Genomic DNA, 25,798 nt, shown 5'->3' with positions numbered 1-25,798 from the left:
CGGAACTCCGCCCCATAAGCCGTGGGCATGGTCAACATCCTTCCACGAGCACAAGCTCGCTAGGTCAAGGAGTCAACAAAACCGGGGGCAGTCCCAAGAACATGCGCCCCCAACTCGACGAAGTCATGTTGTGCCCGCAAGCCAGGACCATGAACTGGTGTTGGCCACCCCCGACCAACCCGACACAACCGGAACGAGGAACCGCATAACCCAGCCACAGTAGGCGGAAGGCCCACCAGCCAGGGACTTGAACCCGCCACCCACGCACCTGAATAGGCTCCGCGGCAGCCAGGCCAAAGCCCCGCGACCTAACCCGTCAGACGACGCGACCGCAGGCTTTGTACACACGTCAAAGCAAAATCGCCCCTGACGAGGGAATACGTCGTGCCCGAGGTGGGACTCGAACTACATTCCCACCCTTGGAAACGCTAGGAACCCGCGAAAACACGCGGAATACGGGCCAATCCTGGCCCTAAACCACCCGGCCCGAACCGCAGAGTGTGGACATTGTCCACAGTCTTTGATCGGGCAGTTAAGCGAAGTCCGCGAAGCTGACGGAATCTCCATTATCGGTTCTGGGAAATGGCCGAGGCAGGGAGCCCTGGAAGGGGCTCCAGGAGTACTCTTCGCTGCTGTCCGGTTCGGCCCATTCCCGGGCCGCGACGAGGTGTCCCTCAGCGGGCAGGCCCTGCTGTTCCGCAGCCGGGAATCTGCTGTAGGTGCGGCCGATGACCGTTTTGTCTCAGTTTGACCGGCCCAGGCTGCAGCGGAAGCTGCGGGAACTCTTGCTTCCTGCAGATCGGATGCCGACCATCGCTGACACATGCCTATGGACTAGTTTGTCGTATCGCAGAATGCACGCTGTGGCAGTGAAGAATTCAAGCCGCCATGATCTCTATCGGGCCGCTGCCTGGTGGGAACCTTTACTGTTCCTGCAAGTAGTAAGTAACCGCACTTTGCGGGTGGGGCGTCCAGCAGTGAGGCATCGCACTCCAGACCCACCTACACGGCGGTGGCGGTGGCGCCGGCGCCATCTGCACGCCAGCTCCCCCGGCCCGTGCCAGGTCGAGGTCAAGCGGCTTCACGTAGACAGCCGAGGGGTCAAAGGTGGGTGTTGCGAGTCCAATGCGACGCGAAGTGGTCAACATTCCTAGGGACTCAGTTACTGTGGGTACCGATTCCGGAACCTTTTCGGCTGGGGAGCAAATGAATGGAACCGCTTAGAGTTGGCGGTGGCAAGGGTGTTGTGGGTCTCGAGCCACCAGGTCTTATCCACCTTGTCTGGGATCCCGATGTTCGTATCGAGGAAGTGGATGCCAGGGCAGCCATGGCATCGGTCAACACAGTCGCCAACGGCGCGGAATACCCGATGCTTGTTGATATGGCCACTACACGTTCGGTGAGCCGGCAAGCCAGGGCTGTGTTTTCCATTCGTTGCGCAGCATCCCGGATCGCGCTTTTGGGCACCAGCCCCGTGGACCGTGTTTTAGCCAATTTTTTCTTGGGCATTCACGTCCCGCCATGCCCTACGCGATTCTTTACTTCGAGGGCCGCTGCACTGGAATGGGTCATGAGCGACAACCCCTAAGAACCTTTCGTGCGAGACTACATCACCAGCGTCCGGGCCCAGGCCGAGGAGAACGGCATCGACGTCCCGTGGGCTATATCCGTCGACTGGCAAATGGGCCGTTCAATCTGCGAAATCCGGCTTCCGCGTCAGGGATGGTGGGTCCAGATCAACGACTCCGCAACCCTCCGGGCCCTCGAAGCCCTGACACCCACAACGGCGGGACTGACCGAACGCCTCCAGCTCCTCACGTCCGGCTTCCTCACCGGAGACGACCGGGACCTGACAACCCTTTGACGGGCCGGTCCCCTGCCGGGTTCCAGGTCGACGTACTCTTTTGATCAACGAACAGCAGTAGCGAACTGATGGAGTGCAGTCATGAACGCTGATAACTACCTCCGGTTCATCTCGGAGTGCATTATCAAGGACCCTGATAAGGAGTCCGGTCTTCGCGATGAGGAGATGTACGGCCTCCACCTGAGCTGGTGCGCCCTCAACGGTAAGAAGCCGAGCTCAGACCACGTCTTTTGGTCGGCAATCAAGGAACTCGGGCACACGAGGAACTACCACCACGACGATGGCCACCACCTCTGGCCCGGCCTCTCAATGACGGGCCCGGCAGCATTGGATTACATCCTCTCCAGCCAACCTGATCTCATCTAGCGCCGGCAGCGCCTTCACCCATCACGACTGCGAGGGGCCGACGAGACCAGGGGTACGAACTGAACGGCAGTTCGCTTCGCTGTCGGCCCGGCCTTTGCGTGCTTTCGCGCAGGAACACGCTGCCCCTAGGAACAAAGATAGAAGCCTCCCGCGTCTATGTCAGCACGAAAAAGCACCCAATCCTTCACGGAGGGCCGCGGGACCGCAAGGATCCGGCGCACAGCAAACTGCCACGGGAACAGCCCTCATAATGGCGCCAGCCCTGCCGGTCGAGTGTGCACAGGGGCAGGAGGACTACGGCCGAGGGCTGTGGCCGGCCGGATCCGCGGAGTCCTCATCACTCCTGGGAATGCTGTCCTTGATGTGCGCCTCCTCGAGGTGCCGCTCAAGCTTTTGTTCGGCGTCCTTCCGCCGTCGACCTTGCGCCCACAGCTGCTCTTGAGTCAGCACTTCGTGGCGGTAACCGTGCCCGGTGTTCTCACCGTAGCCCCGGACCCGCCGCAGCGGGGCCTGATCCGAATCATTGAGATCCATGCAGGAATGATCTCACGACCAGAGTCCCGGAAACAGGGCCTCCGGGCAGGCGTCAGACGCATGAGCCCTCACATGCCATTACGGCTGATGGTGACAAGCGTGGGCGTGCGACGCCGTGCCTCAGTCAATGATTTCCATCTGGAATCCACAAGCGCACTTCAGGACCCTGGTGCTCAAATACACGTCCAGAACAGGCTCGACGCCCTCCTCCGAGGTCACCGGGGCATAGATGCTCCGCTTTTCTGACCCTGCAGTGTGCATGGGCTGACCACAGTGAATATACGTTCCGCCGAACTGCAAAACGCCTGATGATGTCCTGGAATCAGGGCGGTTGAGAACGCAGGCGACCTGGGCAACAGTAGCGGCATGGGAGTAAGAGAATTCGCACGCCATGGAAGTGTAGGCGACGTCAACGAGTACTTCCCCAAGAGCCGTGGCTGGCCCGTAGGGATTAATGGAAGCGCTGACCGAATGCTTGTTCGTGCAGCACACGGTGCACCAAAGCTGCTGGCCGATCGGCTGCGGGGAACTTCCGGGCCGGTGGACGTGGGAGGTAGGACAAGCCTGCAATGGCGCCAAAGACGACAAATGACCCGCCATGAAATGGCCGCCACGAATTTCTGCCTGTTAGCGGTCCCCTTCGGCGTTCGCGAGGGCCTCTCTGCCACAGACGCGTCATCGGCGCGAGGGTGTCCTCGTCCGGACCGCAGGGGCGCTTTAGAGACCCCTCCCGGCCGGTCAGGAAAGGCTGTGGATTGCCCCGGCCCAGCGGGCCCCGGAGACGGCTTTGCGGACTGCCTCGGCGCGGGCGTCGAAGCTGATCTTTGATGTCTTCAGAGGATCGGCGGATTGACTTGCCGGGTCGTCGGAGGTTCTCGATTCTGTGGGAGGGGCTGCCGTGCAGGAGTCGGTGATCAGACCCATGCCGCGTACTCTCGGACGGCGGCATGCCTGCCACGGACTCTTTTCTTGGTGGTAAGGGGTTTGGTACGGCCATAACGGTGCCGTCTGGTGCTGTTAGGCGGAACCTGAAGTCAGATTCCGCGTCGTTGAACAGTTCGAACATTCCTGCCAATGCGATCGTTTCGGTCTCCGGACCCCTTGGACCGGACACCACGAAAGCGCTGACAACGATGCCAAGCGCACGGGCGCTAACGATGACGGTATCGCCGGCCTGCCTCACGACGATCTTGCCGTCGACGATGATCATCAGCGCCCGACTGTCGGGGTGGGATCTGCGAACCTCATGAGCCACTGTTAATAAGCGAACCTTCGAACTATTCTGACGCCAACGTCCGTAGTTGAAGCGGGCGGATTCGCGCGCCAAGGTTCTGCATTGCTACGCCTCGTAGGACTTGTGGGCCGTGGGGCGGGTGGAGTTGCGTACAACAAGGGTAGGCGCGATCGGGGTGCGGTCCACATCGCGCCCTTCCATGGCACCTAGAAGCACTTCCATGCTCATAAGCGCTAAAGCCGTGAAGTCCTGGCGAACAGTGGTAAGGGGAGGCAGGAAATAGTCGGAGCCTTCGATGTCGTCGAAACCGACCACGCTCACGTCCTCCGGGACCCTGAGCCCATTTTCAGCGAAGGCGCGTATTAGTCCGAGAGCCGTGTGGTCGCTGGCTGCGAAGATTGCCTGCGGCACCTTATGTTCCCGAACGAGCTGGAGGGCGGTCTCATAGGCCCATCGCGGGCTCCAATCGCCTTCGAGGCACAGCCCTGGTGTGAGGCCGGCGTCGCGAAGCGCCGTTTCCCATCCGCGTTTGCGTACCCGGCCGTCGAACCAGTCCATGGAGCCGGCGAAGTGGGCGATGTCGGTGTGGCCCAGGTCTATCAGGTGCTGGGTGGCCAGCCGTGCACCCAACTCCTGGTTCTCCGAATAGGAGAAGACGTTGGGAGTCGATGAGGCTCCTGCTGCGATCATCTCCACCGGTACGCGGCACGAGGCGTTCCATACGGCAGCTGCCATCTCCACCACCGGGGCGATGACAATGATTCCCCCCACGCCGGTATCGTCCAAGGTGTCCAGGGCGGCCTGAACCGACTCACCATAAGGCCGTTCGACGCTAATGACAGTCGTGGCGTAACCCTTCCTGCGTGCAATGTTCTCGAGGGCCATGAGCGTGCCCACCGGGCCGAACCGGGGGGAGCCGTCGGAAAGTATGCCTATGGAAGTGGACCGGCTGGTGACCAGCGCCGTGGCGGCCCGGTTCCTGCGGTACCCGATGTCCTTGATGACCTGCAGAACCCGTTGCCGGGTTGCCGCACTTACGTCCGGTGCGTCATTGAGTACCCGCGAGACGGTGCCAAAGGAGACGCCGGCGATGCCCGCCACATCGTTGATAGTGGGCTTCCGGCGCGGTGGGGCGGCCGGTGGCCCCCCGTTCGCCTCGCGGGGAACAGCTGCGCCTGCCATGCTCACTCCTGTCTTGCGTCTCACGGTTGGAATCTCTCGGTTCCCTGCCTCTCGATCTTACGTCGGGCCGTAACCGCACATCCGCTGAAACAGCTGCTGACGTGACTCTTGACACTAATCTCCGTAAACGTTTACGATGATGTCCGTAAACGTTTACGAACTATCCGTGAACGTTTACGTGACCATTTATTTCAATGAGGAAAGGGAGCGCGATGCCCGACCAGATCGTCTACGCACTCGCGCTCGATCCGGACGCCGGGCTTCGGGATGTCGACCAGAACCAGTGGGCAAATCTCGAAGTGCTCTTGAGGGATACAGCGCCAGGCGATCTGGCAGTCGCTGTCCGCACCTTCGTCTCCGCCGGCTCTTCGGCGGTCGTCGGAATCTTCGATGAAGACCGTCTCTGGGCAAGCCTGGTGGTCTCCGTCGACAACTCGGGCAAACCCGCATTAGCGTCCACCCTTCGCGCCCCGGCCGCGGAAGCGGGCGGTGACATGTCGAAAGCGGCCAACGCGGCGGTGAAGTGGGTCCAAGCCCACCACGGACCGTGTTCCTTGGGCTTCTTCGTCGACAAAGTACACGCAGAGGCGGTCTTGAGAGCTTCAGACAAGGCCACCGCCATCCGCACAGCCTCGGCCTCCGGCGGCCTCGTCCTGTCCCCGGTGCCGCCGGCCCTCGCTATCGCCCTCGCCTGAGCTACCCCAGGCGTCCATCCCATCCACCCAAAGCACTGGAGAACAATGATGATCCGCAGGCTTCCCCTTGTGGCCCTTGCCGCAGTACTGTCCCTTTCCGTCGCTTCCTGCAGCAGTTCGGCAACGAGCTCGTCGAATGCTCCCGACTCCGGCGTGTCCGGCAAGGCCCAGAAGGCCCTTGATGAGATCAGGGGACAGGTCCTCAGCAAGGGCCCCAACGGCGAGACGCCTTCGCCGGCGTCGGCAGCAGACCTGACGCCCCAAGAGATCGACAAGGTCAAGGCACTCAACGCCAAAGCAGCCATCGTGATGCACTACGGTGGCAACGACTGGGCCACCGCCCAGATCAACGGACTGAAGACCGAGTTCGACAAGCTCGGGATCAAGGTCATTGCCACGACTGACGCTAACTTCAAGCCGGACAAGCAAGTCTCGGACATTGAGACGGTCATGTCGCAGAACCCGAACATCATCGTCTCCATCCCCACGGATCCTGTGGCTACCGCCTCCGCCTACAAGAAAGCCGCGGACGCCGGCACCAAGCTCGTCTTCATGGACAACATCCCCCAGGGACTGACTGCCGGCAAAGACTATGTGTCCGTTGTTTCCGCTGACAACTACGGCAACGGCGTCGTCTCTGCCCACCAAATGGCCAAAGCGCTCGGTGGCAAAGGCAAAATCGGAGTTATCTTCCACCAGGCCGATTTCTTCGTGACCAAGCAGCGCTATCAGGGATTCAAGGACACGATTACCAAGGAATACCCGGACATCAAGATCGTCGAGGAAAAGGGGATTGCCGGTCCGGACTTCGCAGGAGATGCCCAGGCTTCCGCGAACGCAATGCTCAGCAAGCACGCCGACCTGTCCGGAATCTGGGCGGTCTGGGACGTTCCCGCAGAAGGTGTCATGGCCGCAGCCAGGGCCGCAGGCCGGCCGGACCTGAAGATCGCCACAGAGGACCTCGGCAAGAATGTCGCGATTGCACTGGCCAAGAATGAACTTGTCGTCGGCCTTGGAGCCCAGGTTCCGTTCGACCAGGGCGTCACGGAAGCCCGGCTGGCCGCAGGAGCGCTCATCGGCAAGACAGCGCCCGCTTATGTGGCGCTGAGTGCCCTTCCGGTTGACCACTCCAACGTCCTGGACGCCTGGAAGCAGGTCTACCACGAGGACGCCCCGAAGGACATCCAGGACTCCTACAAGAAGTAGCGAACGCCGCGGCGCGGGGGTCCCGCCCCCGCGCCGCGCCGAAAGGGCAACGATGAATACCGCAGACAATGTCGTCGAGATGCGCTCGATTTCCAAGAGCTTCAACGGCGTTCCCGTATTGAAGGATGTCAGCTTCGACGTCCGCAAGGGTGAGGTCCACGCGCTGGCGGGGGGCAACGGCGCGGGAAAGTCCACGCTCATGAAAATCCTTCAGGGCGTCTACCAGGCGGACGCCGGCACAATCCTCATCGGAGGCAAGCCAACCGCCATCAACTCGATCCAGGACGCGAAGGCCGCCGGGATCGGAATGGTCTTCCAGGAGTTCAGCCTGGTACCGACCCTGACCGTTGCACAGAACATCTTCCTGGCCGCCGAACCGCTCGCCAAGGGCGGGCTCATTGACGACCGTGCCGCGGTGCGCCGCGCCAGGGAGGTTTTCAATGAGATGGAGGTCGACGTCGACCCGCGCGCCGGCGTCTCGCGGCTCGGCACCGCCTACTGGCAGCTGACCGAGATCGCCAAGGCGCTTGCGCAGAATGCCCAGGTGCTCATCATGGACGAGCCCACTGCCAGCCTTGCCCGGCATGAGTCCGAAGCGCTCTTCGAACTGATTGATCGACTAAAACAGCGAGGTATCTCGATCATCTATATCTCCCACCGCATGGATGAGGTGTACAGGCTGGCGGATCGGATCACCATCCTCCGCGACGGCCGCCACCTCCTCACCGCGCCGCTGACGGACGTCACTCCCGAACAGATCGTGGAAGGCATCGTCGGCAGGAGGATCGAAGGCCAGCTCTCCTATCGGGCGCGTGATCATGGCGCCCACGACGCGGAGCCGCTGCTGGAAGTCCGCGGACTTAATGCAGGCCACCGGGTGAGGGACGTCTCGTTCGTGCTCCGGCCCGGCGAAATCCTCGGCCTGGCAGGGCTGATGGGCAGCGGGCGAACCGAGCTCGCCCGTGCCCTCTTCGGCATTGACAAGGTGGACAGCGGTCAAATCCTCCTGCGGGGCAAAAAGGTCAACCTTGGCTCGCCGCAGCAGGCCATCAATGCCGGCGTTGCCCTCATACCGGAGGACCGGAGGGCCCAAGGCCTCGTCTTGGAGCACTCCGTCCAGGACAACCTGCTGCTGCCGCTGCTTGGCCGGATTCAGAAGGGGCCCTTCCTGGATGGCGCCAAGGGCAAGGAGTTGTCCTCGTCGCTGATCAAAAGGTTCGCAGTAAAGGTCGCCCACCCGCACCGCCCGGTGCGGCTCCTCTCAGGCGGCAACCAGCAGAAGGTGGTGATTGCCAAGTGGTTGGGCACCGATCCGGACATTCTGATCCTGGATGAGCCAACGGCCGGCGTCGACATCGGCACCAAAAGCGAAATTCTGGACATGATTCGGGAGCTTGCCAGTGCCGGCAAGGCCGTCATTGTCATCTCCTCCGAGTACCCCGAACTACTCGCGGTCAGTGACCGCGTCCTCGTCGTCAAGGACGGCTCCATCATCCGTGACATCCCCCGCAGCGAGATCGCTGACGAGGAATATCTCCAACTCGCAGTACAGGGAGTCTGAAAGTGAGCAAGGTAAACACCGTCGCGCCCCGGGACACCGTGGCCCCCCGAAACTTCGGCACCATACTCAAGGAACTCGACTGGCGTCGCTACGTCATCTACATCGGCTTCGTCGTCGTTTTCCTCTTCTTCGCCGTTCTCCTCCGCGACCAGGGCTTCCTGTCGCCGAACAACCTGCTGAACATCTTCCGGCAAACCGCCACGATCACCGTCATCGCCGTCGGCATGACCTACGTGATCGCGTGTGCGGAGATCGACCTTAGCGTTGGATCCGTGGCTGGCCTCTCCAGTGTGTGCACCGCGATGGCGCTCTCCCAATGGGGCCTGGTCCCCGGCATTCTCGCCGGCCTCGCCGTCGGGCTTGTCGTCGGATCGATCAACGGTGCCTTGGTCAGCCTCCTTGGCATCCCGTCGTTCCTGGTGACACTCGGCATGCTGGGCATAGCCGTCGGCGTCGCCCAGTGGATCACGGCGTCGGCGCCCCAGCCCATCCTGAGCGATACGTTCAACATGGTGTTTGGATCCGGCAACTTCGGTCCTATTCCGGGCCTGGTTGTCTGGAGTGCAATCTTCGTCGCCATCGGCGCCGTCGTGCTGAACCGTACCAGGTTCGGCCGCCAGGTCCTGGCCACAGGAGGAAACCGCAACGCCGCGGAGTTCACCGGCATCAACACCAAGCGCATCAAATTCCAAGTGCTCCTCATCTCGGGCATGGTGGCAAGCGTCGCCGGCATGCTCTACGCCGGCCGGCTCCAGTCCGGACGGTTCCAGTGGGGAGCGGGAGACGAACTCTCGGCCATCGCCGCCGTCATCCTGGGCGGAACCAGCCTCTTCGGCGGGTTCGGCTCCATCATCGGCACCCTCTTCGGTGCGCTGTTGATAGGCCTGATCAACAACGGGCTGATCCTCGCCGGACTCGACAGCAGCCAACAGCAGGTAGTCCGCGGCGTCATCATCATCCTGGCCGTCGCCCTCGCCCGAAAGAAGTAGCGACCGTGGCTGTCCAACTACGCGCCGGAATTATCGGAACAGGATTCATGGGTTCTGTCCACGCCAACGCGGTCCGCGCAGCAGGCGGTGAAGTCATCGCAATCGCCGGGAGCAGCCAAGCTTCCGCAGAAGCCGCAGCATCGGCGCTCGGCGCCCGCTTCGCAGCCGAATCCCCTGAAACACTCATCGCACGATCAGATGTGGATGTCATCCACATCTGCACCCCGAACGCGACCCATGCCGACCTCGCACGCAAGGCCATTGCGGCAGGAAAAGCGGTTATATGTGAGAAGCCCCTCGCCACCAGCGTTGAGGACGCCCGGGAACTGACGAACCTCGCCGATCGGGCAGGCGTCGTCACCGGGGTGCCTTTCGTGTACCGGTTTTATCCGGCCGTCCGCGAGGCCCGCGACCGTATCCTCCGCGGCGACGCCGGCCGGCTCTGGCTCCTGCACGGCTCCTACCTGCAGGACTGGCTGGCCGGCGCGGAAGCCACAAACTGGCGCGTCGATTCAAAGCTCGGAGGAGCCTCCAGGGCGTTCGGTGACATCGGCGTCCACTGGTGTGACCTGATGGAGTTCACCACCGGGCACAGAATCACCAGGCTTGTGGCGAAGACCAGCCGGGCCTACGACGAACGCGAAACCGGCGGCCGGTTGTCCTCCGTTGCCACCGAGGACGGCGCCACGCTCCTGTTCGAGACGGACAAGGGTGCCACAGGGTCTTTGGTGGTCAGCCAAGTCAGTCCCGGCAGGAAGAACCGCCTCTGGTTCTCTTTCGACGGAACCGAAGCGTCATTCATCTTCAACCAGGAGCGACCGGACACCTTGCACGTGGGCAGGACCGAGTCCAGCTCCGACATCGCCGTCGGCCCGCAGACCCTCAGCACACCCGGCGGCCGGCGATACGCCAAACTTCCCCCGGGCCACCCGCAGGGATACCAGGACAGCTTCAACGCCTTCGTCGCCGACGTATACGCAGCTATTCAGGGGCTGGCACCCGAAGGCCTGCCTACGTTCCGGGACGGCCTGCGCGCAGCACTCATTACCGATGCGGTCGTAGCCTCTGCTGCCCAGCAGCGGTGGGTCGACATTCCCCACGACAACGACCTCATCGGATCACTCAAGTCTTCCCCAGCAGCTGAAAGGCAAAAGCAATGAAACTCGGTTACTGTTCCATCACCTGGGGCGGCGTGGTCGGCCACCCTCAAGGCGTGACGAGCGTGAAGGACCTGTTCTACATGACCCACGGGTCTATGCGGGACGCGGTCCGGGACATCGCCTCGGTCGGCTACCAGGGTGTTGAAATGTTTGACGGCAACCTCGTGGAATACGCGGAGAAGCCCGAAGAACTCAAGGAAATCCTGGGTACCGCCGGAGTCGAACTAACAAGCGTCTATACCGGGGCGAACTTCATCTACGCCGACATACTTCCGGACGAAATGCACCGCATTCACCGCGCCGCCGAATTGGCCGCGAGCTTCGGAGCGGAACGGCTCGTCGTGGGTGGCGGAGCACGGCGCGCCGCCGGAACTACTGACGAGGACTACCATCGCCTCGGTGGGGCTCTGGACGGAGTAGCGGACATCGCGGAAGGCTTCGGCCTGTCGGCAAGCTACCACCCGCACCTGAGCACCATCGTCGAAAGCCCGGAAGAACTGGACAGGCTGATGCCGCTCACCCGAATCGGCTTCTGCCCGGACACCGCACACCTTGCAGCCGGCGGAGCAGACCCGGCCGCAGTCATCCGGAAGTACCCCGACAGGATCCAGCACGTCCACCTCAAGGACTTTCAGAAGGACCCTTTCAACTTCCTGCCACTGGGACAGGGCGAGCTGGACTTTCCGGACATCATCGCCGCCATCCGGGAAAGCGGATACGACAGCTGGCTCATGGTCGAACTCGACAACTACGACGGCGACCCCCGGGAAGCAGCAGTCCTCAGCAAGAAATACCTCGACAAGCTCCTCTCCCACTAATTTTCAACCGCAGGGGACTGCCACAGCCGGCAGCTGCCCCGCCCTCCGGAAGGAACAAGATTCACATGCAGAACCTCAACGTCGGCCTCATCGGAGGCGGCTTCATGGGCAAGGCCCATTCACTGGCTTACGCCGCCATGCCCATGTTCTTCTGGCCCGCACCTGCACTCCCGGTCCGCAAGGTCATCGCTGAAGCCAACCCGGATCTCGCCGCGGAGGCGGCCCGCCGCTTCGGGTTCGAGAACTCCACCGCGGACTGGCGCAGCATCATTGATGATCCGGACATCCACGTGGTAGACATCGCCACGCCCAACCATCTCCACGCCGAAATTGCTATCGCCGCCGCCGAAGCAGGGAAGCACATCATCTGCGAAAAGCCCTTGGCGCGTACGGGCGAAGAATCCAAAGCGATGTACGACGCGGTCAAAGACAAGAACATCGTCCACATGGTCGCCTTCAACTACCGGCGCACACCCGCCGTCGCGCTGGCAAAGAAATACATCGAAGAAGGGGCAATCGGACAAATCCTCAACTTCCGTGGCACCTACCTGCAGGACTGGAGCGCCGACCCCAACTCCCCGCTGTCCTGGCGCTTCCAGAAATCCATCGCAGGTTCCGGCGCCCTCGGCGACATCGCAACGCACGTCATTGACATGGCGCGCTACCTGGTCGGCGAGTTCAGCGCCGTCAATGCCCTCCTGTCCACCTGGATCCCCGAGAGGCCGCTGCAAACCGGTGGCGCCGACGCGCTGGGCTCCGTACGCGGCGGAGAAGGCCCGCGCGGCCAGGTGGATGTGGACGACGAGGTCATGACCATGATCCGCTTCGCCAACGGAGCGGTGGGTTCGGTGGAAGCAACACGCAACGCCCACGGACGGAACAACTACATCACCTTCGAAATCCACGGGACCGAAGGAAGCATCGTGTTCAACTATGAGCGGCGCGACGAACTGCAGGTCTGCTTCGCTTCCGACCCAGGTGACCGCCGGGGATTCCGGACCGTTTACACCGGGCCCGCACACCCCTACGGAGAAGGACTCTGGCCCATCCCTGCCCTCGGCATTGGATACGGCGAAACGAAGATCATCGAGGCGCACGACTTCTTCAAGGCCATTGCGGAAGGCGGAAGCGTCAGCCCGAGCTTCGCCGACGGCTACCAGGTAGCCCTCATCGATGACGCAATCGTCGAGTCCGCTGCAAAAGAATCGTGGGTCGACGTGCCACAGATCACCGCCTGACCTAAGCGGGGAGGGCCGGCACAAAGCCGTCCTCCCCGAACCGCGCACCCACCATCAAGGAACACGAGATGCCAAATCCCCTTGCCCACCACCAGGAACCCGCAGAAGCCTGGCTAATGCCGGTCTTCATCGCCAAATCCGGGCACGAAACCGACCTCCAAGACGCCCTCCACAACCTGCAGACGCTAAGCCGCAAAGACCCAGGATGCCTGGAGTACACCGTCTTCGCGGACGGGCAGCGACCCGGCACGTTCGTCCTCTTCGAAGGCTGGGCCCGCCGCGAGGACCTCGAAGCACACAACGCACAAGACCACGTAAAGGACTTCGTGAAGGGAGTCGACCAGCTAGTGGCGGTACCGTTCTCCGTCACTCCCCTCACGCCTTTCAGCTGATCCCTACCGAGCACCAAGGAGCCCCCATGCCCCGCCCCTTCACCCTGTTCACCGGCCAGTGGGCCGACCTGCGCTTCGAATAAGTCGCCCGCCTCGCCTCCGGCTGGGGCTACGACGGACTGGAAATCGCCGTCTCCGGAGACCACCTGGACGCCTGGCGCTGGGACGAACCCGGCTACATCGACTCCAAACTGGAAATCCTTGACAAGTACAACCTCAAGGTCTGGGCCATCTCCAACCACCTCAAAGGCCAGGCCGTCTGCGATGACCCCATCGAGTTCCGCCACCAGGCCATCGTCGGCTCCAAAGTCTGGGGCGACGGCGACCCCCAAGGCGTCCGCCAACGCGCCGCCGAGGAAATGAAACACACCGCCCGGCTCGCCAAAGCACTCGGGGTGGACACCGTCGTCGGGTTCACCGGCTCCGCCATCTGGCAATACGTGGCCATGTTCCCGCCCGTCCCGGAAAAAGTCATCGACGCCGGCTACCAGGACTTCACCGACCGCTGGAACCCCATCCTGGACGTCTTCGACGAACAAGGCGTCCGGTTCGCCCACGAAGTTCACCCCTCCGAGATCGCGTACGACTACTGGACCACCGTCCGCACCCTCGAAGCGATCGGCCACTGCGAAGCATACGGCCTGAACTGGGACCCCTCGCACATGATGTGGCACGGCGTCGACCCCGTCTCCTTCATCTGGGATTTCAAGAACCGGATCTACCACGTGGACTGCAAGGACACCAAGATCCGCCAGACCGGACGCAACACCGTCCTTGGCTCCGTCGATCTGGGCCCCAGCGGCCCCGTACGTAGTTACGCACCGTGGAATACGAAAGCTCCTCCGCCCCGTGCTCTTCGATCAGTCGGGCCAAAACCCGGCGCGCAGTATGTCGCTGTTTTCGCGGAGCTGTCGTGTCCTCGACCAGCATCGCATCGATAGCCCCTTTGAACGGGTACAGCCGCCAGGACACACCTCGCCGAGGCTTCCGGGCCGGCGGGATAGCCGATTCCAAAGCCCGCCTTACCGTCCATGCCGGACCGCCAACGCACGAACCGACAGACCTTCAACTCGGGCGTCCCTGCGGATCTGCGCGAACAACTCCACTCTCGACTCCATCCAGACCAGCCCTCCGCCGTGTCCATGGACTGATGAATCCAACGTTGAAGGCGGGGCAGTATCACCGTCTCCAATGCCCGGCGAGTCACGAAGTGGGGCCAGAAGTAACCGTCCTACCGGGGCCATCCAAACCGGCGGTCAACCGGTCTGTGTCGATTGCGCCGCTATCACACAGGACTACCACTGTTCTCGCTGCGGCACGGACACTCAGGGCACTACCGCCAGAACACGTGCGTCCGCTGCTCGCTTAGGGAGTACTTCACCGCCCCTATGAAAACGCAGCAATTAGGACTCTGATGCCCGGCATAGTCGTTGGCATACGGCTTACCAAGGCAAGCCTCGCAGATCAACAATTCCGTCGGGCCAAGCCCCGACCGGCTTGGTCCCCTCGCAGATCAAGGTCGGACCAGCACTCTCAATCACGCTCATGGCATCGCGTGGCGAAACATCTCGAATGCGAGATTCAATAAGCGTGAAGCGGCACGACTGATAGAAAGGCACGATCCCTTCACGGCAACCGAGTAAACCGAAATCGGCAGGAGCCAAACCACGCATAGCTTCTTGCAGTCTAAAAAGAACCTCGCGCCCGACCCCATGGCCACGAGCCTCGGCAGCTGTCAGGACACCACCCACGCCTGCGACGAGAACCTCATCATTGCCCACACCTATGAAGCGGCGTGCTGAGGCAGCATATCCAACGAGTTTGCCACCGACACGTGCGAAGCAATGCAGCTCACCTCGCGCGTAACCGTAGCCTCGCTTCGGATTCCAGGAACCCCAGTCTTCCGAATATTCACTATCGAATAGAACCGCCATATCCGCGTAGTCACGGGTGGAGAGTTCGGTAGTCCAACGAAGTGCGAGTGTTGTCACCAGGCCACACTAACAATCGCCCCGCCAGCACCCGGCCAGTTGGTCTCGCGGCAGAGGCAACAGCTCGGTCTGGTGGCGGTTTCGCTGAGTCCTGCCGAGCATGTAACGTTCGCCAGCCTCTCAGGAGAACGTCGACTACGTCCAGGGTCAGGATGGGTTACTTCAGGTGCCGGACTGCTGCCCCAGTTCGCCACCTGGGTGGGAAGTGTATCCGTGCGGTCGACCCAGAGGGACATCGGCCCTGTCTGAACCTGGTTCGGTGCGGAATGCTTTCCTCCATGCCGTTCCTTCTTGAGTACCGGACCGACCACGGAGCTGGCTGGTTGACGGTTGCGGGCACGAACTCCAGGGACGCCATGGACAAGGCCGTGGAGCCTTAGGCACCGGCGTCGCCAGCCAGCTGCTGGTCACCGTGGGTGATAACCCCGAACGCGTCACCACCGAAGCAAAATTCGCAGCCCTCGTCGGCGTCGCCCCGATCCCCGCATCATCGGGAAAAACGAACCGGCACCGGCTCAGCCGGGCCGGGGACCGGCAGGCCAACAAAGCCATCCACCGCGTCGTCCTCGTAAGAATACGCTACGACAGCCGACCCCGGACCTACCTGGCCAGACGACGCCAGGAAGGCAAAAGCACCAAGGAAATCATGCGCTGCCTCAAACGCTACGTCGCCCGGGAAATCTACGGCCAGCTCCTCCACCCGTCCCCCGCCCCAAATCGTGGAAACCTCCGCAGAACACGCACAGCCAAACGGCTAACCCTGCAACAAGCCGCCGACGCCCTGCACGCCTGGCCCACCACCCGGTCTCGACTCGAACGCGGGCTCAGCCACGACAACGACCTCCACAAACGCTACGAAACCTGGCTCAACCGCCAGTCCCCCGCGATCGTCCAGACGCCACATCCTCTGTCGGCCCGCATGCTGCCCGCCTGACCATGGCCGCACAGGAACCGGGGTCAAGGGCGGCCGCAGGCCGTCGCGCAGCGACAGCCTGCGCGACCCTTGAGGCCCGGAACGGCGGCCAAAGTAACCTCGGCAACGCGTGGCCGAGCGACCCATTGACAGCAATAGGAGCACCAATTTCCACACCCCCTATTCGCTTGTCACAAGCTTTTCGCTAACAGCAACTGATGCCGGAGAGGGGACCTCCTTAATCTGTGTCGGGACCTTTGCAGTAGAGTTCATTGCTCGCGCCGCAGTAGCCTGCTGGGGCGGGGAGAGCCAGCAGTCGTGACTCTCTCACCACAGTCGTTCGCACCATTAAGGATCCGAAATCTTCTCGGGGTCTGTAAACGGCCCGCATTTCAGTAACTCTCCACACGCAACAGAACCCTGCTGTTTCGGCTTCGCCGAGTAGTGTTGATTGCGGATACAGGTCGGTTGGCCCGCGGGAAGTGTTAGGAGTCGAGGCAGTGGCAGGAGCAGCGACGCATCCGGAGGTGAATGCCTCCGATTCCAACAAGCACCCGCGGCGGATGAATATCAAAGAAGTCGCACAAATGGCGGGCGTCTCCTACGGCACCGTCTCCCGAGTGCTTAACGGCCATCCCGAAGTCAACGAGTCTACTCGGCAGCGGGTATTGCAGATCATCAAGGATGTGGGGTACCGCCGCAATCGGGCCGCCACCACTCTTGTGACCAACCGCTCGACCTCCATCGGCATCATAACCGATGGGTCCCCGCGTTTTGGGCCGGTCGGGACGCTTCTTGCGCTGGAGAATGTGGCCAGACAGAAGGGATACTCAACCACCGTAGCTTCCGTCGAACCCCCGTACGAGGACTCGATCCCAAGCGCCCTCAACACCCTGGAAGACCTCGGAGTCGACGGCATAATCGTCATAGCGCCGCTGGTGTCAATGGCTGCTGCAGTTTGGAGCGCAACGCGTCGGGTGCCTCTTGAGATGATCGCAGCAGGGGTTTCCTCCACACCGGACGTCTTCACCTACTCTGAAAATCAAGAGCTCGGGGCGCGTCTTGCAACTCAGCACCTCATTGACCTCGGACACACCGACATCGCCCACATCGCAGGTTCCATGGACTGGTTTGACGGCCGCGTACGAAAGCGCGGGTGGAAAGCGGCACTCCACGATGCCGGCCTGGAACCGGGCCTGTGCCTTGAGGGTGACTGGAGCCCAAAATGGGCATATGAAACTGGCCTCCAGCTCGTCAAAGAAAAAAAGGTACCTCAGGCGATCTTCGCCGCCAGTGACCACACTGCGCTTGGCCTCATTCGCGCCTTCGCCGAGAACGGCGTCCGCGTTCCCCACGACGTCAGCATCGTCGGCTTCGACGACATAGAAGGCTCCGACTACTTCCTCCCGCCTCTTACGACAGTACGCCAGGATTTTACGTCCCTGGCTGCCGTGAGCATCGAGGTCTTGCTTGGCGTGGTCGCCGGCAAGGTTGTCGACCGCGTTCCGGCTGCTCCTGCGCTGATCCCCCGCCAAAGCGCAATACGAGCAGGCAACTAACTCCAGTACCTCTCGAACTTCGCAATGCACAAAAAATCGTATTGTGACCCTTGACACCTGGTCCGTAAACGTTCACGATAGATAACACCGTAAACGATCACGGAAATCTAAACCTCAACGAAGAGGAAGGAGTGCAGGGTGAACGACACCATCGCCCAAGCCCTCGCGCTCCGTCCCGGTGTGGCATTCGATGACGTCGATGCGACACAAAGGGCGAATGTTGAAGAACTTCTGACTAAGGCAGCATGGTCCGACAAGGAGGCCGCAGGTGCTGTTAGGGAGTTTGTCCCCGCTGGCTCTTCAGCCGTCGTGGGTGTGGTCAGCGGTGGAAGCCTCTGGGCAAGCCTAGTCGTCACTGTTGACGGCACGAGCTCGCCTGTGTCGGTCACGACGGTGAACGGCAGTGCGGAGGAGCTCTCCGGGGATCTTGCCGCAGTGGCAGCAGAGTCCGTGCGATGGGTCCGTGCTCGACGCGGCGCCTGCTCCATGGGGCTGTTTTTCGACAAACGGCACGCTGAGGCCTTTTTGGACGCCCCTGACAAGGCTGCTGCAATTCGCACAGCCTCTGCCGCCGGCGGGTTGATCCTGTCGCCTGTCCCCCCTGCTCTGGCGATCGCCCTCGTCTGAGCAACCAGTCCACGTAAATATCCCATACCTCTCAACATGCAATGCCCTGCCCGAAAACAGTGCCAGGGCGTGATCAGCACGACCAAACTGAAGGGAACGAGAATGAGAACGTCAGTAACGGCTGGGGCCCTTGCCCTCGCCACAATGGCTTCGCTGCTCGCAGGCTGCGCCTCGGACACAAAGGGAGCTCCCGGCGGGGCGGAGAATCCGCTTGCCCAGGTAAAAGCAAAAGACCTGATACCCGAAAACATCGTTGGGCTCGGCCCGAACGGTGTTAAGTCCGGGACCCTCGACGACATCAAGCTCAGCGACGAGGAAGTCGCGCAGGCCAAGCAGCACAAGTTTCGGGTCGGCATCGTCATGCAGACCATGAACATCGAATGGTCCACGGAGCAGGTCCGAGGCATTACCGAACAGCTTAAGAAATACAACGCCGAGGTCGTTGGAGTTGCCGATCCCAACTTCGATGTCCAGAAACAGGTGTCCGGTATCGAGAACATGATCCAGTTGAAGCCGGACGCAATTGTGAGTATCCCTGTGGACGACACAGCAACGGCAGAGGCATACCGCAAAATCGGAGCTGCCGGGATCAAGCTCATCATGATGGACAACGTGCCCTCCGGTCTGAAATACCCGACGGACTACCAGGGCATGGTGTCTTCGGACAACCAGGGCAACGGCGCAGTGTGCGCTGAGGCGCTGGCAAAGTACATCCCCCAGGGAGGCACCGTGGGCGTCCTGGACTTCGGCGTCGACTTCTTTGTGACAAAGGAACGCATGAAGGGCTTCGTGGACTGGATGAAGAAAAACCGGTCGGACATCAAGATCAAGGTTACGGAATTCCTCGATCCGGCTAACTCGGGCAAGGACGCCGGTAATTTCCTCACTGCGAACCCGGATGTCCAGGGCATGTTCACTGAGTGGGAAGTCCCAGCTGTAGGCATTGACCAAGCGCTGCGAGCCCAGGGCAAGACGGTCCCGATCACGGCAGTCAATATCGCCTCTGACGTCGCGTCCGACCTCGCTACTGGCGGGAACATTAAGGCTCTTAGCGCCCAAGTCCCCTATGACCAGGGCCTGGCCGAGGCCGATATGGCGGTCAAGGTCCTCCTGGGCGGCAGCGCGCCGAACTGGCTCGCTTTCCCGGCGGTACCGGTTCTGCAAAACAACCTCACAGACGCGTGGAAGCAGGTCTATCACCAAGATCCGCCCAGCCAACTGACTGAGGCGTGCAAATCCACCGATGGCTGCTCGTAAGTCCCACCAACAACCCCCGAAATATCGCAGGAACAAGGAGATCTAGATTATGGAAATTATTCAGGACCACAACGGAGTACCAGCCAAGCACGGGCGGGCTTTCGTCAACGGAGTCAGGCTGCACTACTCCATCGCAGGTGAAGGTGAACCCCTGTTCCTCCTGCACGGTGTGCCGAAGACTTCCTACCACTGGCGCCGGGTGATCCCGCTGCTGACTCCGTACTACACCGTCATCGCCCCCGACCTCCGAGGCTTGGGCGACTCCGAACACCCCCAAGGCGGCTTCGACATGAAGAACATGGCCGAGGACATAGCCCAACTGGCCACGCACCTGGGCTATGAGACTTTCTACCTCGTTGGAGAAGACTGGGGAGCCTCCACCGCCTACCAGGTCGCGGCGCAGTACCCCGAGCGGGTAAAAAAACTCGTCTACCAAGAGATGATCCTCCCCGGTTTCGGACTCGAAGACTACTCCTTCCTGACGAAGGAGAACGTCAGTACCTACGTCTGGCTCTGGCACATCAACTTCTACAGCGTGCCGGACTTTCCGGAACTGCTGATTACGGGCAAGGAGCGGGAGTACTTCAACTACTTCATCAAGCACGAGACGCACAACCCCCAGGCGATCACCCCCGACGCTCTGGACGAGTACGTCCGCTGCTACTCCTCGCCGGGCGGGTTGCGGAGTATGTTCGCCATTTACCGGGCCACGCTCGAGGATGCGGACCAAAACCGCGAGGCTGCAAAAACTAAACTCACTATGCCCGTCCTGGCTGTGGGAAGTGAGTTCTTCATCGGCGCGGACAACGAGCGGCAGATGCGCGAAGTTGCCGATGACGTCAGGGGCGTCATCCTTCCTTGGGGCCATCAGTTGGCAGAAGAGGATCCAGAGGCTCTCGCAGAGGCCTACCTGCAGTTCTTCAAGGAATAACAGCACATCAGGATGCGCGGGACGACCACCGTCAGTCCCGCGCATCCCGAGATCGAGAACCGGGATCACGGCGAACCCGGAAAGCTCATTCCCCTAAACCCCATTTCATTTGCCTCAGGTTGAAGTCCGCCCGCCGGCTTCCCTGGTCATCAGAAGGACCACTGTCATGACATGCAGAAAGACACTTTCCGCTGGGGCCGGCCTGCTTGCCGCGATCGCCCTCGCCCTGTCCGGATGTTCCAGCGACGCCGGCAGTAGCGGAACATCCTCCGGCGCCGCCGTCGTAGACGCTTCCTCGATCTCCCCCACCGGAATCGTCGGCCTCGGCAAGAACGGGGAACAACCCGCCCTTGCGGACGCCCTTAAACTCAGCGACGAAGACAAGAAAAAAGTGGCCGAGGGTAAATTCTCCGTCGGTATCTCTATGAACACCATGGACATCGATTGGTCTCGCTTGACAATCCAAGGCATTCAAAAAACTCTCGGCGATCTCGGCGTTCAAGTTATCGGCGTAACGGATGCGAAGTTCAAGGTTCAGCAGCAGATCGCAGACCTCGAAAACCTGATCACCAAGAAGCCGGACCTGATCATCAGTATCCCCACTGATGATGTTGCTACCGCCCAGACCTACAAAAAGGTGGCGGCCGCCGGCATCAAGCTCGTCTTCATCCACATGCCCGCTTCCGGGCTCTCTTACCCCTCCGACTACCAGGCAGTGATAGCTCCGGACAATCAGGGCAACGGCCAAATTGCCGCTGCGGGACTGTCCAAGTTCATCCCACAAAACGGGACTGCAGGGATCGTTGATTTCGCTGTCGACTTTTACACCACCAACCAGCGCACCAAACGGGTTAAGGAGTGGTTCAAGGAGAACCGTCCTGACGTGAAGATCAAGGAAGTCGGCTTCACAGATACGAATGCCGTCGGGCCTGCCGCAGCCAACTTTATGACGGCAAACCCTGATGTCAACGGGCTATTTGTCATTTGGGATTCGCCGGCTATGCAGTCCGTCGCGGCCCTTCGGAACGCCGGAGTTAACGTCCCGATCACGACGATTGACCTCGGCACGGAAGTCGCAGTCGAAATGGCCAGCGGCGGCTACATCAAGGCCATAGGTGCTCAGGAGCCGTACAACCAAGGAGTCGCGGAGGCCATGGCAGCCGCACACGCCCTGATTGGCAACAAAGTTCCGGCGTGGGTTGCTCTTCCGGCCGTCGCCGTGACTCCGGGGAACCTCCTGGCGAAGTACGAGGAAATCTTCCATTCGGCGCCGCCACAGGAAGTCCTCGACGCATGCAAGTCCTCCGGGCTCTGCGGGGGCAAGTGACATGGTCAGCATCAGCAAGCCGACAGCAACACAAAACAAACACATCAAAGCCGCGACGGACGCCGGCCATGCCGGGGAGGTCAACAGGGAGCCGCTGCTTCAGGCCCGTGCTGTCAGCAAGGCTTTCAGCGGAGTGTATGCGCTGAAGGACGTCGATTTCGATCTGCGCCCCGGCGAGGTTCACGCGTTGCTTGGCCCCAACGGCGCCGGGAAGTCCACGTTGATCAAGATCCTCGACGGCGTCCAGCCACAGGATGAAGGAAATGTCGAGGTTGACGGCCGCGAACGCGTCCAATCGGACATCGCAACGGTCTTCCAGGAGCTCAGTCTGGTCCCATCCCTCTCGGTCGCCCAGAATATCTTCCTCGGCAATGAGCTGCGCAACGCCTTGGGTATGGTGCACAAAAAGAAGATGAATGTCGTGGCCAAGAAACTCATCGACTCGCTGGGTCTGCATTTGCCGCCCGACGAATTGGTTGAGAACCTCTCGGTCGCCTCCCGGCAGCTTGTCGAGATCGCGAAGGCCATACATCGAAATGCCCGGGTCCTGGTGCTAGATGAGCCGACTTCGACGCTGACCAAAGCAGACCAGCTGCTGCTGTTCAACAGCATCCGCGACATCCAAAAGTCAGGAGTGGGCATCATCTACGTCACCCACCGCCTCACCGAGGTCTTCGAACTGGCCGACCGGGTGACGATCATCCGAGACGGCAGGAAGGTGCTGACCGCCGACGTAGCCGATTTGGAGATGAATTCTCTGGTCCGCGAGATCACGGGCGCTGAGCCCCAAGAGCCAGGACCTCCGAAGGAGGCGTTTGACCGGTTCGCGCACCCCGAGCTGCTGCCCGACTCCATCGGCGGACCGAAACTCCAGATAACCGGGCTCGCAGGGGACCGCTTCTCCGAGATCAGCCTGAACGCTGTGGCTGGGAGGATTGTCGGCATCGCCGGTCTGATCGGTACAGGCCGGACAGAATTGCTGGAAACCATCGGCGGCATGCGCCGCAGCACCGCCGGGGAAATCAGGCTCAACGGTCGGACAATCAATTTCAAGCACCCGTGGGAGGCGCTTAACGCAGGAGTCGCACTCGTTCCCGAGGACCGGCATCGTTCGGGCCTCGTAATGCAGCACTCAATCCAGCGGAACCTCGCCCTGGCTCACTACAAGTCGCTGCGCAAGGGCGGTCTCATTGATAACCGGGCAGCACGGTCGCTGATCAGCGGCCTCGTGGAGACGCTGCAGGTCAAGACGAACTCGATCGAAAGCCCCGTCCAGACATTGTCCGGCGGCAACCAGCAAAAAGTCGTCTTCGCCAAATGGCTTCAGCCGGGCATGCATCTCCTGCTCCTCGACGAACCGACGCAGGGTGTGGATGTCCGCGCCCGGCAGGAGATCTACCGGGTCATCCGCCGGTTCGCGGAAGAGGGAGCGGCAATCATCGTCGCCTCCTCCGACTTCGTCGAGCTCCAGGAGCTGTGCGACGAAATCTGTTTCATGACCTCCACTTCCATGACTGAGCCGGAGAAGGTCACATCGGACATGACAGATCAGTACATTTATTCAAGACTCAATGAAAGGGTTCGTGAGAGCCATGAGCGCGATCACCAACAGCATTAGCCTGACCAGGCCGCAATGGGGGAACCGCACCCCACTGGACTTTATCCGCGAATACTTCGTATATATCGCGCTGGTGGGCCTGGTGCTTTTCTTCTCCATTGCGTCGCCCGTCTTCTTCAGCGTGCAGAACTTTGCCAACGTGGGCCGGCAAACCGCGATCGTGTCCATCATCGCCGTCGGAGTCACGCTCGTCATTGTCAACGCCCACATCGATCTCTCCGTCGGCAGCGTATTCGCACTCTCCGGAATGGCTTCCGCACTGGCACTCCAGCACACTTCGAACTTCTGGGTGCTCGGAGCTCTGGCTGCCATTTCCGTGGGTGTCATCTTCGGATTCGTCAACGGATTCCTCACGGTAAAACTGGGAATCCCAAGCTTCCTCGTAACCCTCGGAATGCTGGGCGTCGCCCGCGGCATCGCACTGCTCATAACGGACACCCGGCCGGTGATCATCGCCAACCGTCCCTACTTCAGCATCTTTGGTGACAGCAGCATCCTCGGCATTCCCATCGCCGTTGTCTGGACCATCGTGATCGTGGGGCTCGGCTTCCTGCTCCTGCACAAGAGCGTCTTTGGGCTCCGCGTCTTCGCCACCGGCGGCAATCCCCAGGCAGCACGCTTCACGGGCGTCAAAACCCACCGCACCGTAATTCTGTCGTTCGTCATCACTGGCGCCCTCGTCGGTGTGGCCTCGCTCCTGTTCACGGGCATCGCCCACGCCGCCCGGCCGGACGTTGGGGTCGGCCTGGAACTGGACGTCATCGCCGCGGTCATCCTCGGCGGTGTCAGCCTCTTCGGCGGCCGGGGAACGATCATCGGGGCCCTTGCCGGATCCCTGATCATCGGCATGATGAACAATGGCCTGGTCCTCATGGGGGTCGATTCCTCAGTGCAGCAAATCATCAAGGGTGCCATCATCATCGCCGCTGTGTCCCTCAGTAAGAAATAGCAGAACTCGCAAAGGAGCGATTGAAATGTCAGCAACTGAAACACCGAACAATGGATTCTTCCGGGTCGCCCGGAACAGCGACGGAGCATGGAGTTTCGTCGACCCCAAGGGCAAACCCTTCATCTCCCTTGCCCTCAACCACATAGACGACACAGACCTGCGCTACCCGCACAACGTGGAAATCTTCGAGCGCAAATATGGCTCCCGTGAATCCTGGACGAAAGGGGTGGTCCGCGACCTCCAGGACCTGAACTTCAACACAATCGGCTGGACGTCCCAATACATCAGCGGCGGCTGGGGTGAGGCGCTGGACTGGTTCGGGGACCCCGTTGACCTCGGCCATTCACTACCCTGGCCCGATCAACACTTGCTGGACGCCGCGATGCCGTACGTCGTGCAGATCCGCGTGCAGGAAATCGAGGACTGGAACGGCCACCCCGCCTTCCGGGACGTCTTCGGGGAAGACTTTCAGAAGTACGCTGACTGGATCGCCCGACGCATGGTCTCGGACCACAAAAACAGCCCTAATCTGATCGGCTACTTTCTCGTGGACATCCCCGCCTGGCTTCCCCACGCCGCCGGCAGGTTCTGGCCCGGATTCGAAGGGCTCAGCCAGGAAGAGCACGACAAGAAGCTGTTCGACGTGGCAACGCAATACTACAAGACCATCACCGAGGCCATCCGCCGCTACGACCCCAACCACCTGATCCTCGGCGACCGCTACAACGGCAACAAAGGCATCCCGGAAGCGGCCCTGCGCGCGATGGTCCCCTTCGTGGACGTCCTCTCCGTCCAGTACTTCACCGGCAAATCAGACGAGGAGTACAAGACTATGATCGATGACCTTCGCCGCTGGCACGAACTGACCGGCAAGCCCGTTGTCATCGCCGACATCGGCAACTGGGTACCCACGGACATGAACCCGCACCGGACCAGTGACATGAACACTCACGCCGAACGCGGCGCGGACTACGCAAACGGACTCGCGAAGGTGATGGCAGAGCCCTGGATCATCGGCTGGCACTGGTGCGGTTATATCGAAAACCTCGGCCGGGGGTGGGGAATCAAGGACCCACAGGACGAGTTCTACTCCGACATGACTGACCAGATCCGGGAAGCCAACGCCAAAGCCCAGGCTACCGCCGAACAACGCAGGTAACACCGTACCCGACCTGATCAGGCCCGCCGAAGGTACAAAGAGCTACCCGGCGGGCCTGAGCCTAACGGACAGCATTCACGTCCGGATCAGCATGCCACCCCTGCACCGGACCCGCCTGCGGCCAATACACCCTTGGCCCATCGCTCGCGCACAAGGGGCGGTTGCCGGAGCTCGCAGCGAAGCGGCCAAGTCACTTTGTAAACGTTCACAGCACCACCAATCCTCTGC

The 25,798-nt window shown here is 61.3% G+C and carries 22 protein-coding genes and 3 pseudogenes; 20 read left to right on the top strand and 5 right to left on the bottom strand.

The genetic code is table 11. From position 1 onward, the window contains the following. Positions 1-1,597: 1,597 nt before the first annotated feature. Together ACFVVC_RS05055 and ACFVVC_RS05050 are read left to right on the top strand one after the other, a co-directional pair. Positions 1,598-1,864 (top strand): hypothetical protein, encoded by a 267-nt coding sequence (locus ACFVVC_RS05055; protein ID WP_387449829.1) that lies wholly within the window; start codon positions 1,598-1,600, stop codon positions 1,862-1,864. 81 nt (positions 1,865-1,945) lie between these two features. Next, positions 1,946-2,230: a hypothetical protein gene (locus tag ACFVVC_RS05050; RefSeq protein WP_387449827.1), complete on the top strand. Its 285-nt coding sequence runs from the start codon at positions 1,946-1,948 to the stop codon at positions 2,228-2,230. Positions 2,231-2,524: 294 nt separating this feature from the next. On the opposite strand, the gene ACFVVC_RS05045 is transcribed toward ACFVVC_RS05050, so the two are convergent. From ACFVVC_RS05045 to ACFVVC_RS05035, 3 genes are all read right to left on the bottom strand, one after another. Further along, positions 2,525-2,764 (bottom strand): hypothetical protein, encoded by a 240-nt coding sequence (locus ACFVVC_RS05045; protein WP_387449825.1) that lies wholly within the window; start codon positions 2,762-2,764, stop codon positions 2,525-2,527. A gap of 738 nt (positions 2,765-3,502) precedes the next feature. Next, complete coding sequence (locus tag ACFVVC_RS05040; protein WP_387449823.1) at positions 3,503-3,688, bottom strand: hypothetical protein; 186 nt, start codon at positions 3,686-3,688, stop codon at positions 3,503-3,505. A gap of 415 nt (positions 3,689-4,103) precedes the next feature. Next, positions 4,104-5,180 (bottom strand): LacI family DNA-binding transcriptional regulator, encoded by a 1,077-nt coding sequence (locus ACFVVC_RS05035; RefSeq protein WP_387449821.1) that lies wholly within the window; start codon positions 5,178-5,180, stop codon positions 4,104-4,106. A 212-nt stretch (positions 5,181-5,392) separates the two neighbouring features. Here ACFVVC_RS05035 and ACFVVC_RS05030 point away from each other — a divergent pair, with 212 nt between their 5' ends. The 9 genes and pseudogenes from ACFVVC_RS05030 to ACFVVC_RS04990 form a co-directional block, all read left to right on the top strand. Continuing rightward, positions 5,393-5,875, top strand: coding sequence for a hypothetical protein (locus ACFVVC_RS05030; RefSeq protein ID WP_387449819.1), 483 nt, complete (start codon positions 5,393-5,395; stop codon positions 5,873-5,875). Between the two features lie 45 nt (positions 5,876-5,920). Continuing rightward, positions 5,921-7,081: a substrate-binding domain-containing protein gene (locus tag ACFVVC_RS05025; protein WP_387449817.1), complete on the top strand. Its 1,161-nt coding sequence runs from the start codon at positions 5,921-5,923 to the stop codon at positions 7,079-7,081. 52 nt (positions 7,082-7,133) lie between these two features. Beyond that, positions 7,134-8,642: a sugar ABC transporter ATP-binding protein gene (locus ACFVVC_RS05020; RefSeq protein WP_387449815.1), complete on the top strand. Its 1,509-nt coding sequence runs from the start codon at positions 7,134-7,136 to the stop codon at positions 8,640-8,642. Between the two features lie 2 nt (positions 8,643-8,644). Beyond that, positions 8,645-9,631 (top strand): ABC transporter permease, encoded by a 987-nt coding sequence (locus ACFVVC_RS05015; protein WP_387449813.1) that lies wholly within the window; start codon positions 8,645-8,647, stop codon positions 9,629-9,631. A gap of 5 nt (positions 9,632-9,636) precedes the next feature. Beyond that, complete coding sequence (locus tag ACFVVC_RS05010) at positions 9,637-10,791, top strand: Gfo/Idh/MocA family protein (RefSeq protein WP_387449811.1); 1,155 nt, start codon at positions 9,637-9,639, stop codon at positions 10,789-10,791. Next, the gene (locus ACFVVC_RS05005) at positions 10,788-11,609 is read left to right on the top strand and encodes a sugar phosphate isomerase/epimerase family protein (RefSeq protein WP_387449809.1); all 822 of its coding nucleotides are present in this window, start codon (positions 10,788-10,790) and stop codon (positions 11,607-11,609) included. Before ACFVVC_RS05010 ends, ACFVVC_RS05005 begins: the two co-directional genes overlap by 4 nt. A gap of 65 nt (positions 11,610-11,674) precedes the next feature. After that, the gene (locus ACFVVC_RS05000; RefSeq protein WP_387449807.1) at positions 11,675-12,847 is read left to right on the top strand and encodes a Gfo/Idh/MocA family protein; all 1,173 of its coding nucleotides are present in this window, start codon (positions 11,675-11,677) and stop codon (positions 12,845-12,847) included. A 68-nt stretch (positions 12,848-12,915) separates the two neighbouring features. Further along, positions 12,916-13,239, top strand: a complete 324-nt coding sequence (locus tag ACFVVC_RS04995) for a putative quinol monooxygenase (RefSeq protein WP_387449805.1) — start codon at positions 12,916-12,918, stop codon at positions 13,237-13,239. A gap of 26 nt (positions 13,240-13,265) precedes the next feature. Then, positions 13,266-14,021, top strand: a pseudogene (locus ACFVVC_RS04990) (sugar phosphate isomerase/epimerase family protein); the annotation flags it as partial. Positions 14,022-14,037: 16 nt separating this feature from the next. Here the strand turns inward: ACFVVC_RS04990 and ACFVVC_RS04985 are convergent. Continuing rightward, positions 14,038-14,357 (bottom strand): annotated as a pseudogene (locus ACFVVC_RS04985) (IS21 family transposase); the annotation flags it as partial. Between the two features lie 324 nt (positions 14,358-14,681). After that, positions 14,682-15,230: a GNAT family N-acetyltransferase gene (locus ACFVVC_RS04980; RefSeq protein ID WP_387449803.1), complete on the bottom strand. Its 549-nt coding sequence runs from the start codon at positions 15,228-15,230 to the stop codon at positions 14,682-14,684. 391 nt (positions 15,231-15,621) lie between these two features. Between ACFVVC_RS04980 and ACFVVC_RS04975 the strand changes: the two are divergent. From ACFVVC_RS04975 to ACFVVC_RS04935, 9 genes and pseudogenes are all read left to right on the top strand, one after another. After that, positions 15,622-16,164 (top strand): annotated as a pseudogene (locus ACFVVC_RS04975) (transposase); the annotation flags it as partial. A gap of 479 nt (positions 16,165-16,643) precedes the next feature. Then, complete coding sequence (locus ACFVVC_RS04970; RefSeq protein ID WP_387449801.1) at positions 16,644-17,702, top strand: LacI family DNA-binding transcriptional regulator; 1,059 nt, start codon at positions 16,644-16,646, stop codon at positions 17,700-17,702. 138 nt (positions 17,703-17,840) lie between these two features. After that, complete coding sequence (locus ACFVVC_RS04965) at positions 17,841-18,329, top strand: hypothetical protein (RefSeq protein ID WP_387449799.1); 489 nt, start codon at positions 17,841-17,843, stop codon at positions 18,327-18,329. Positions 18,330-18,431: 102 nt separating this feature from the next. After that, positions 18,432-19,586: a substrate-binding domain-containing protein gene (locus ACFVVC_RS04960; protein WP_387449797.1), complete on the top strand. Its 1,155-nt coding sequence runs from the start codon at positions 18,432-18,434 to the stop codon at positions 19,584-19,586. Positions 19,587-19,635: 49 nt separating this feature from the next. Next, a complete protein-coding gene (locus ACFVVC_RS04955; protein WP_387449795.1) occupies positions 19,636-20,517 on the top strand; it encodes an alpha/beta fold hydrolase in 882 nt (293 codons plus the stop codon). A 424-nt stretch (positions 20,518-20,941) separates the two neighbouring features. Then, entirely contained in the window at positions 20,942-21,844 is a 903-nt protein-coding gene (locus ACFVVC_RS04950; RefSeq protein ID WP_387449793.1) for a substrate-binding domain-containing protein, read from the top strand. A gap of 1 nt (position 21,845) precedes the next feature. Next, positions 21,846-23,462, top strand: coding sequence for a sugar ABC transporter ATP-binding protein (locus ACFVVC_RS04945; RefSeq protein ID WP_387449791.1), 1,617 nt, complete (start codon positions 21,846-21,848; stop codon positions 23,460-23,462). Next, positions 23,437-24,411, top strand: coding sequence for an ABC transporter permease (locus tag ACFVVC_RS04940; RefSeq protein WP_387449789.1), 975 nt, complete (start codon positions 23,437-23,439; stop codon positions 24,409-24,411). The genes ACFVVC_RS04945 and ACFVVC_RS04940 overlap by 26 nt, the downstream gene beginning before the upstream one ends. A gap of 25 nt (positions 24,412-24,436) precedes the next feature. After that, entirely contained in the window at positions 24,437-25,570 is a 1,134-nt protein-coding gene (locus ACFVVC_RS04935; protein ID WP_387449787.1) for an agarase, read from the top strand. Positions 25,571-25,798 lie beyond the last annotated feature (228 nt).

The organism is Pseudarthrobacter sp. NPDC058196 (assembly GCF_042882685.1).
Lineage (GTDB): Bacteria > Actinomycetota > Actinomycetes > Actinomycetales > Micrococcaceae > Arthrobacter.
Note: the sequence above shows the minus strand (reverse complement) of the source record. Positions and strands in the feature narration are given on the sequence as shown.

Excerpts from the sequence above, each read along its gene's own strand:
- ACFVVC_RS05050 (WP_387449827.1), top strand. The coding sequence starts at position 1,946 with ATGAACGCTGATAACTACCTCCGGTTCATCTCGGAGTGCATTATCAAG.
- ACFVVC_RS04960 (WP_387449797.1), top strand. The coding sequence starts at position 18,432 with ATGAGAACGTCAGTAACGGCTGGGGCCCTTGCCCTCGCCACAATGGCT.
- ACFVVC_RS05025 (WP_387449817.1), top strand. The coding sequence starts at position 5,921 with ATGATGATCCGCAGGCTTCCCCTTGTGGCCCTTGCCGCAGTACTGTCC.
- ACFVVC_RS04955 (WP_387449795.1), top strand. The coding sequence starts at position 19,636 with ATGGAAATTATTCAGGACCACAACGGAGTACCAGCCAAGCACGGGCGG.
- ACFVVC_RS05045 (WP_387449825.1), bottom strand. The coding sequence starts at position 2,764 with ATGGATCTCAATGATTCGGATCAGGCCCCGCTGCGGCGGGTCCGGGGC.
- ACFVVC_RS04935 (WP_387449787.1), top strand. The coding sequence starts at position 24,437 with ATGTCAGCAACTGAAACACCGAACAATGGATTCTTCCGGGTCGCCCGG.
- ACFVVC_RS05005 (WP_387449809.1), top strand. The coding sequence starts at position 10,788 with ATGAAACTCGGTTACTGTTCCATCACCTGGGGCGGCGTGGTCGGCCAC.
- ACFVVC_RS04950 (WP_387449793.1), top strand. The coding sequence starts at position 20,942 with ATGAACACCATGGACATCGATTGGTCTCGCTTGACAATCCAAGGCATT.
- ACFVVC_RS04945 (WP_387449791.1), top strand. The coding sequence starts at position 21,846 with ATGGTCAGCATCAGCAAGCCGACAGCAACACAAAACAAACACATCAAA.
- ACFVVC_RS05040 (WP_387449823.1), bottom strand. The coding sequence starts at position 3,688 with ATGGGTCTGATCACCGACTCCTGCACGGCAGCCCCTCCCACAGAATCG.
- ACFVVC_RS05035 (WP_387449821.1), bottom strand. The coding sequence starts at position 5,180 with ATGGCAGGCGCAGCTGTTCCCCGCGAGGCGAACGGGGGGCCACCGGCC.
- ACFVVC_RS05000 (WP_387449807.1), top strand. The coding sequence starts at position 11,675 with ATGCAGAACCTCAACGTCGGCCTCATCGGAGGCGGCTTCATGGGCAAG.
- ACFVVC_RS04995 (WP_387449805.1), top strand. The coding sequence starts at position 12,916 with ATGCCAAATCCCCTTGCCCACCACCAGGAACCCGCAGAAGCCTGGCTA.
- ACFVVC_RS05030 (WP_387449819.1), top strand. The coding sequence starts at position 5,393 with ATGCCCGACCAGATCGTCTACGCACTCGCGCTCGATCCGGACGCCGGG.
- ACFVVC_RS05020 (WP_387449815.1), top strand. The coding sequence starts at position 7,134 with ATGAATACCGCAGACAATGTCGTCGAGATGCGCTCGATTTCCAAGAGC.
- ACFVVC_RS04940 (WP_387449789.1), top strand. The coding sequence starts at position 23,437 with ATGAGCGCGATCACCAACAGCATTAGCCTGACCAGGCCGCAATGGGGG.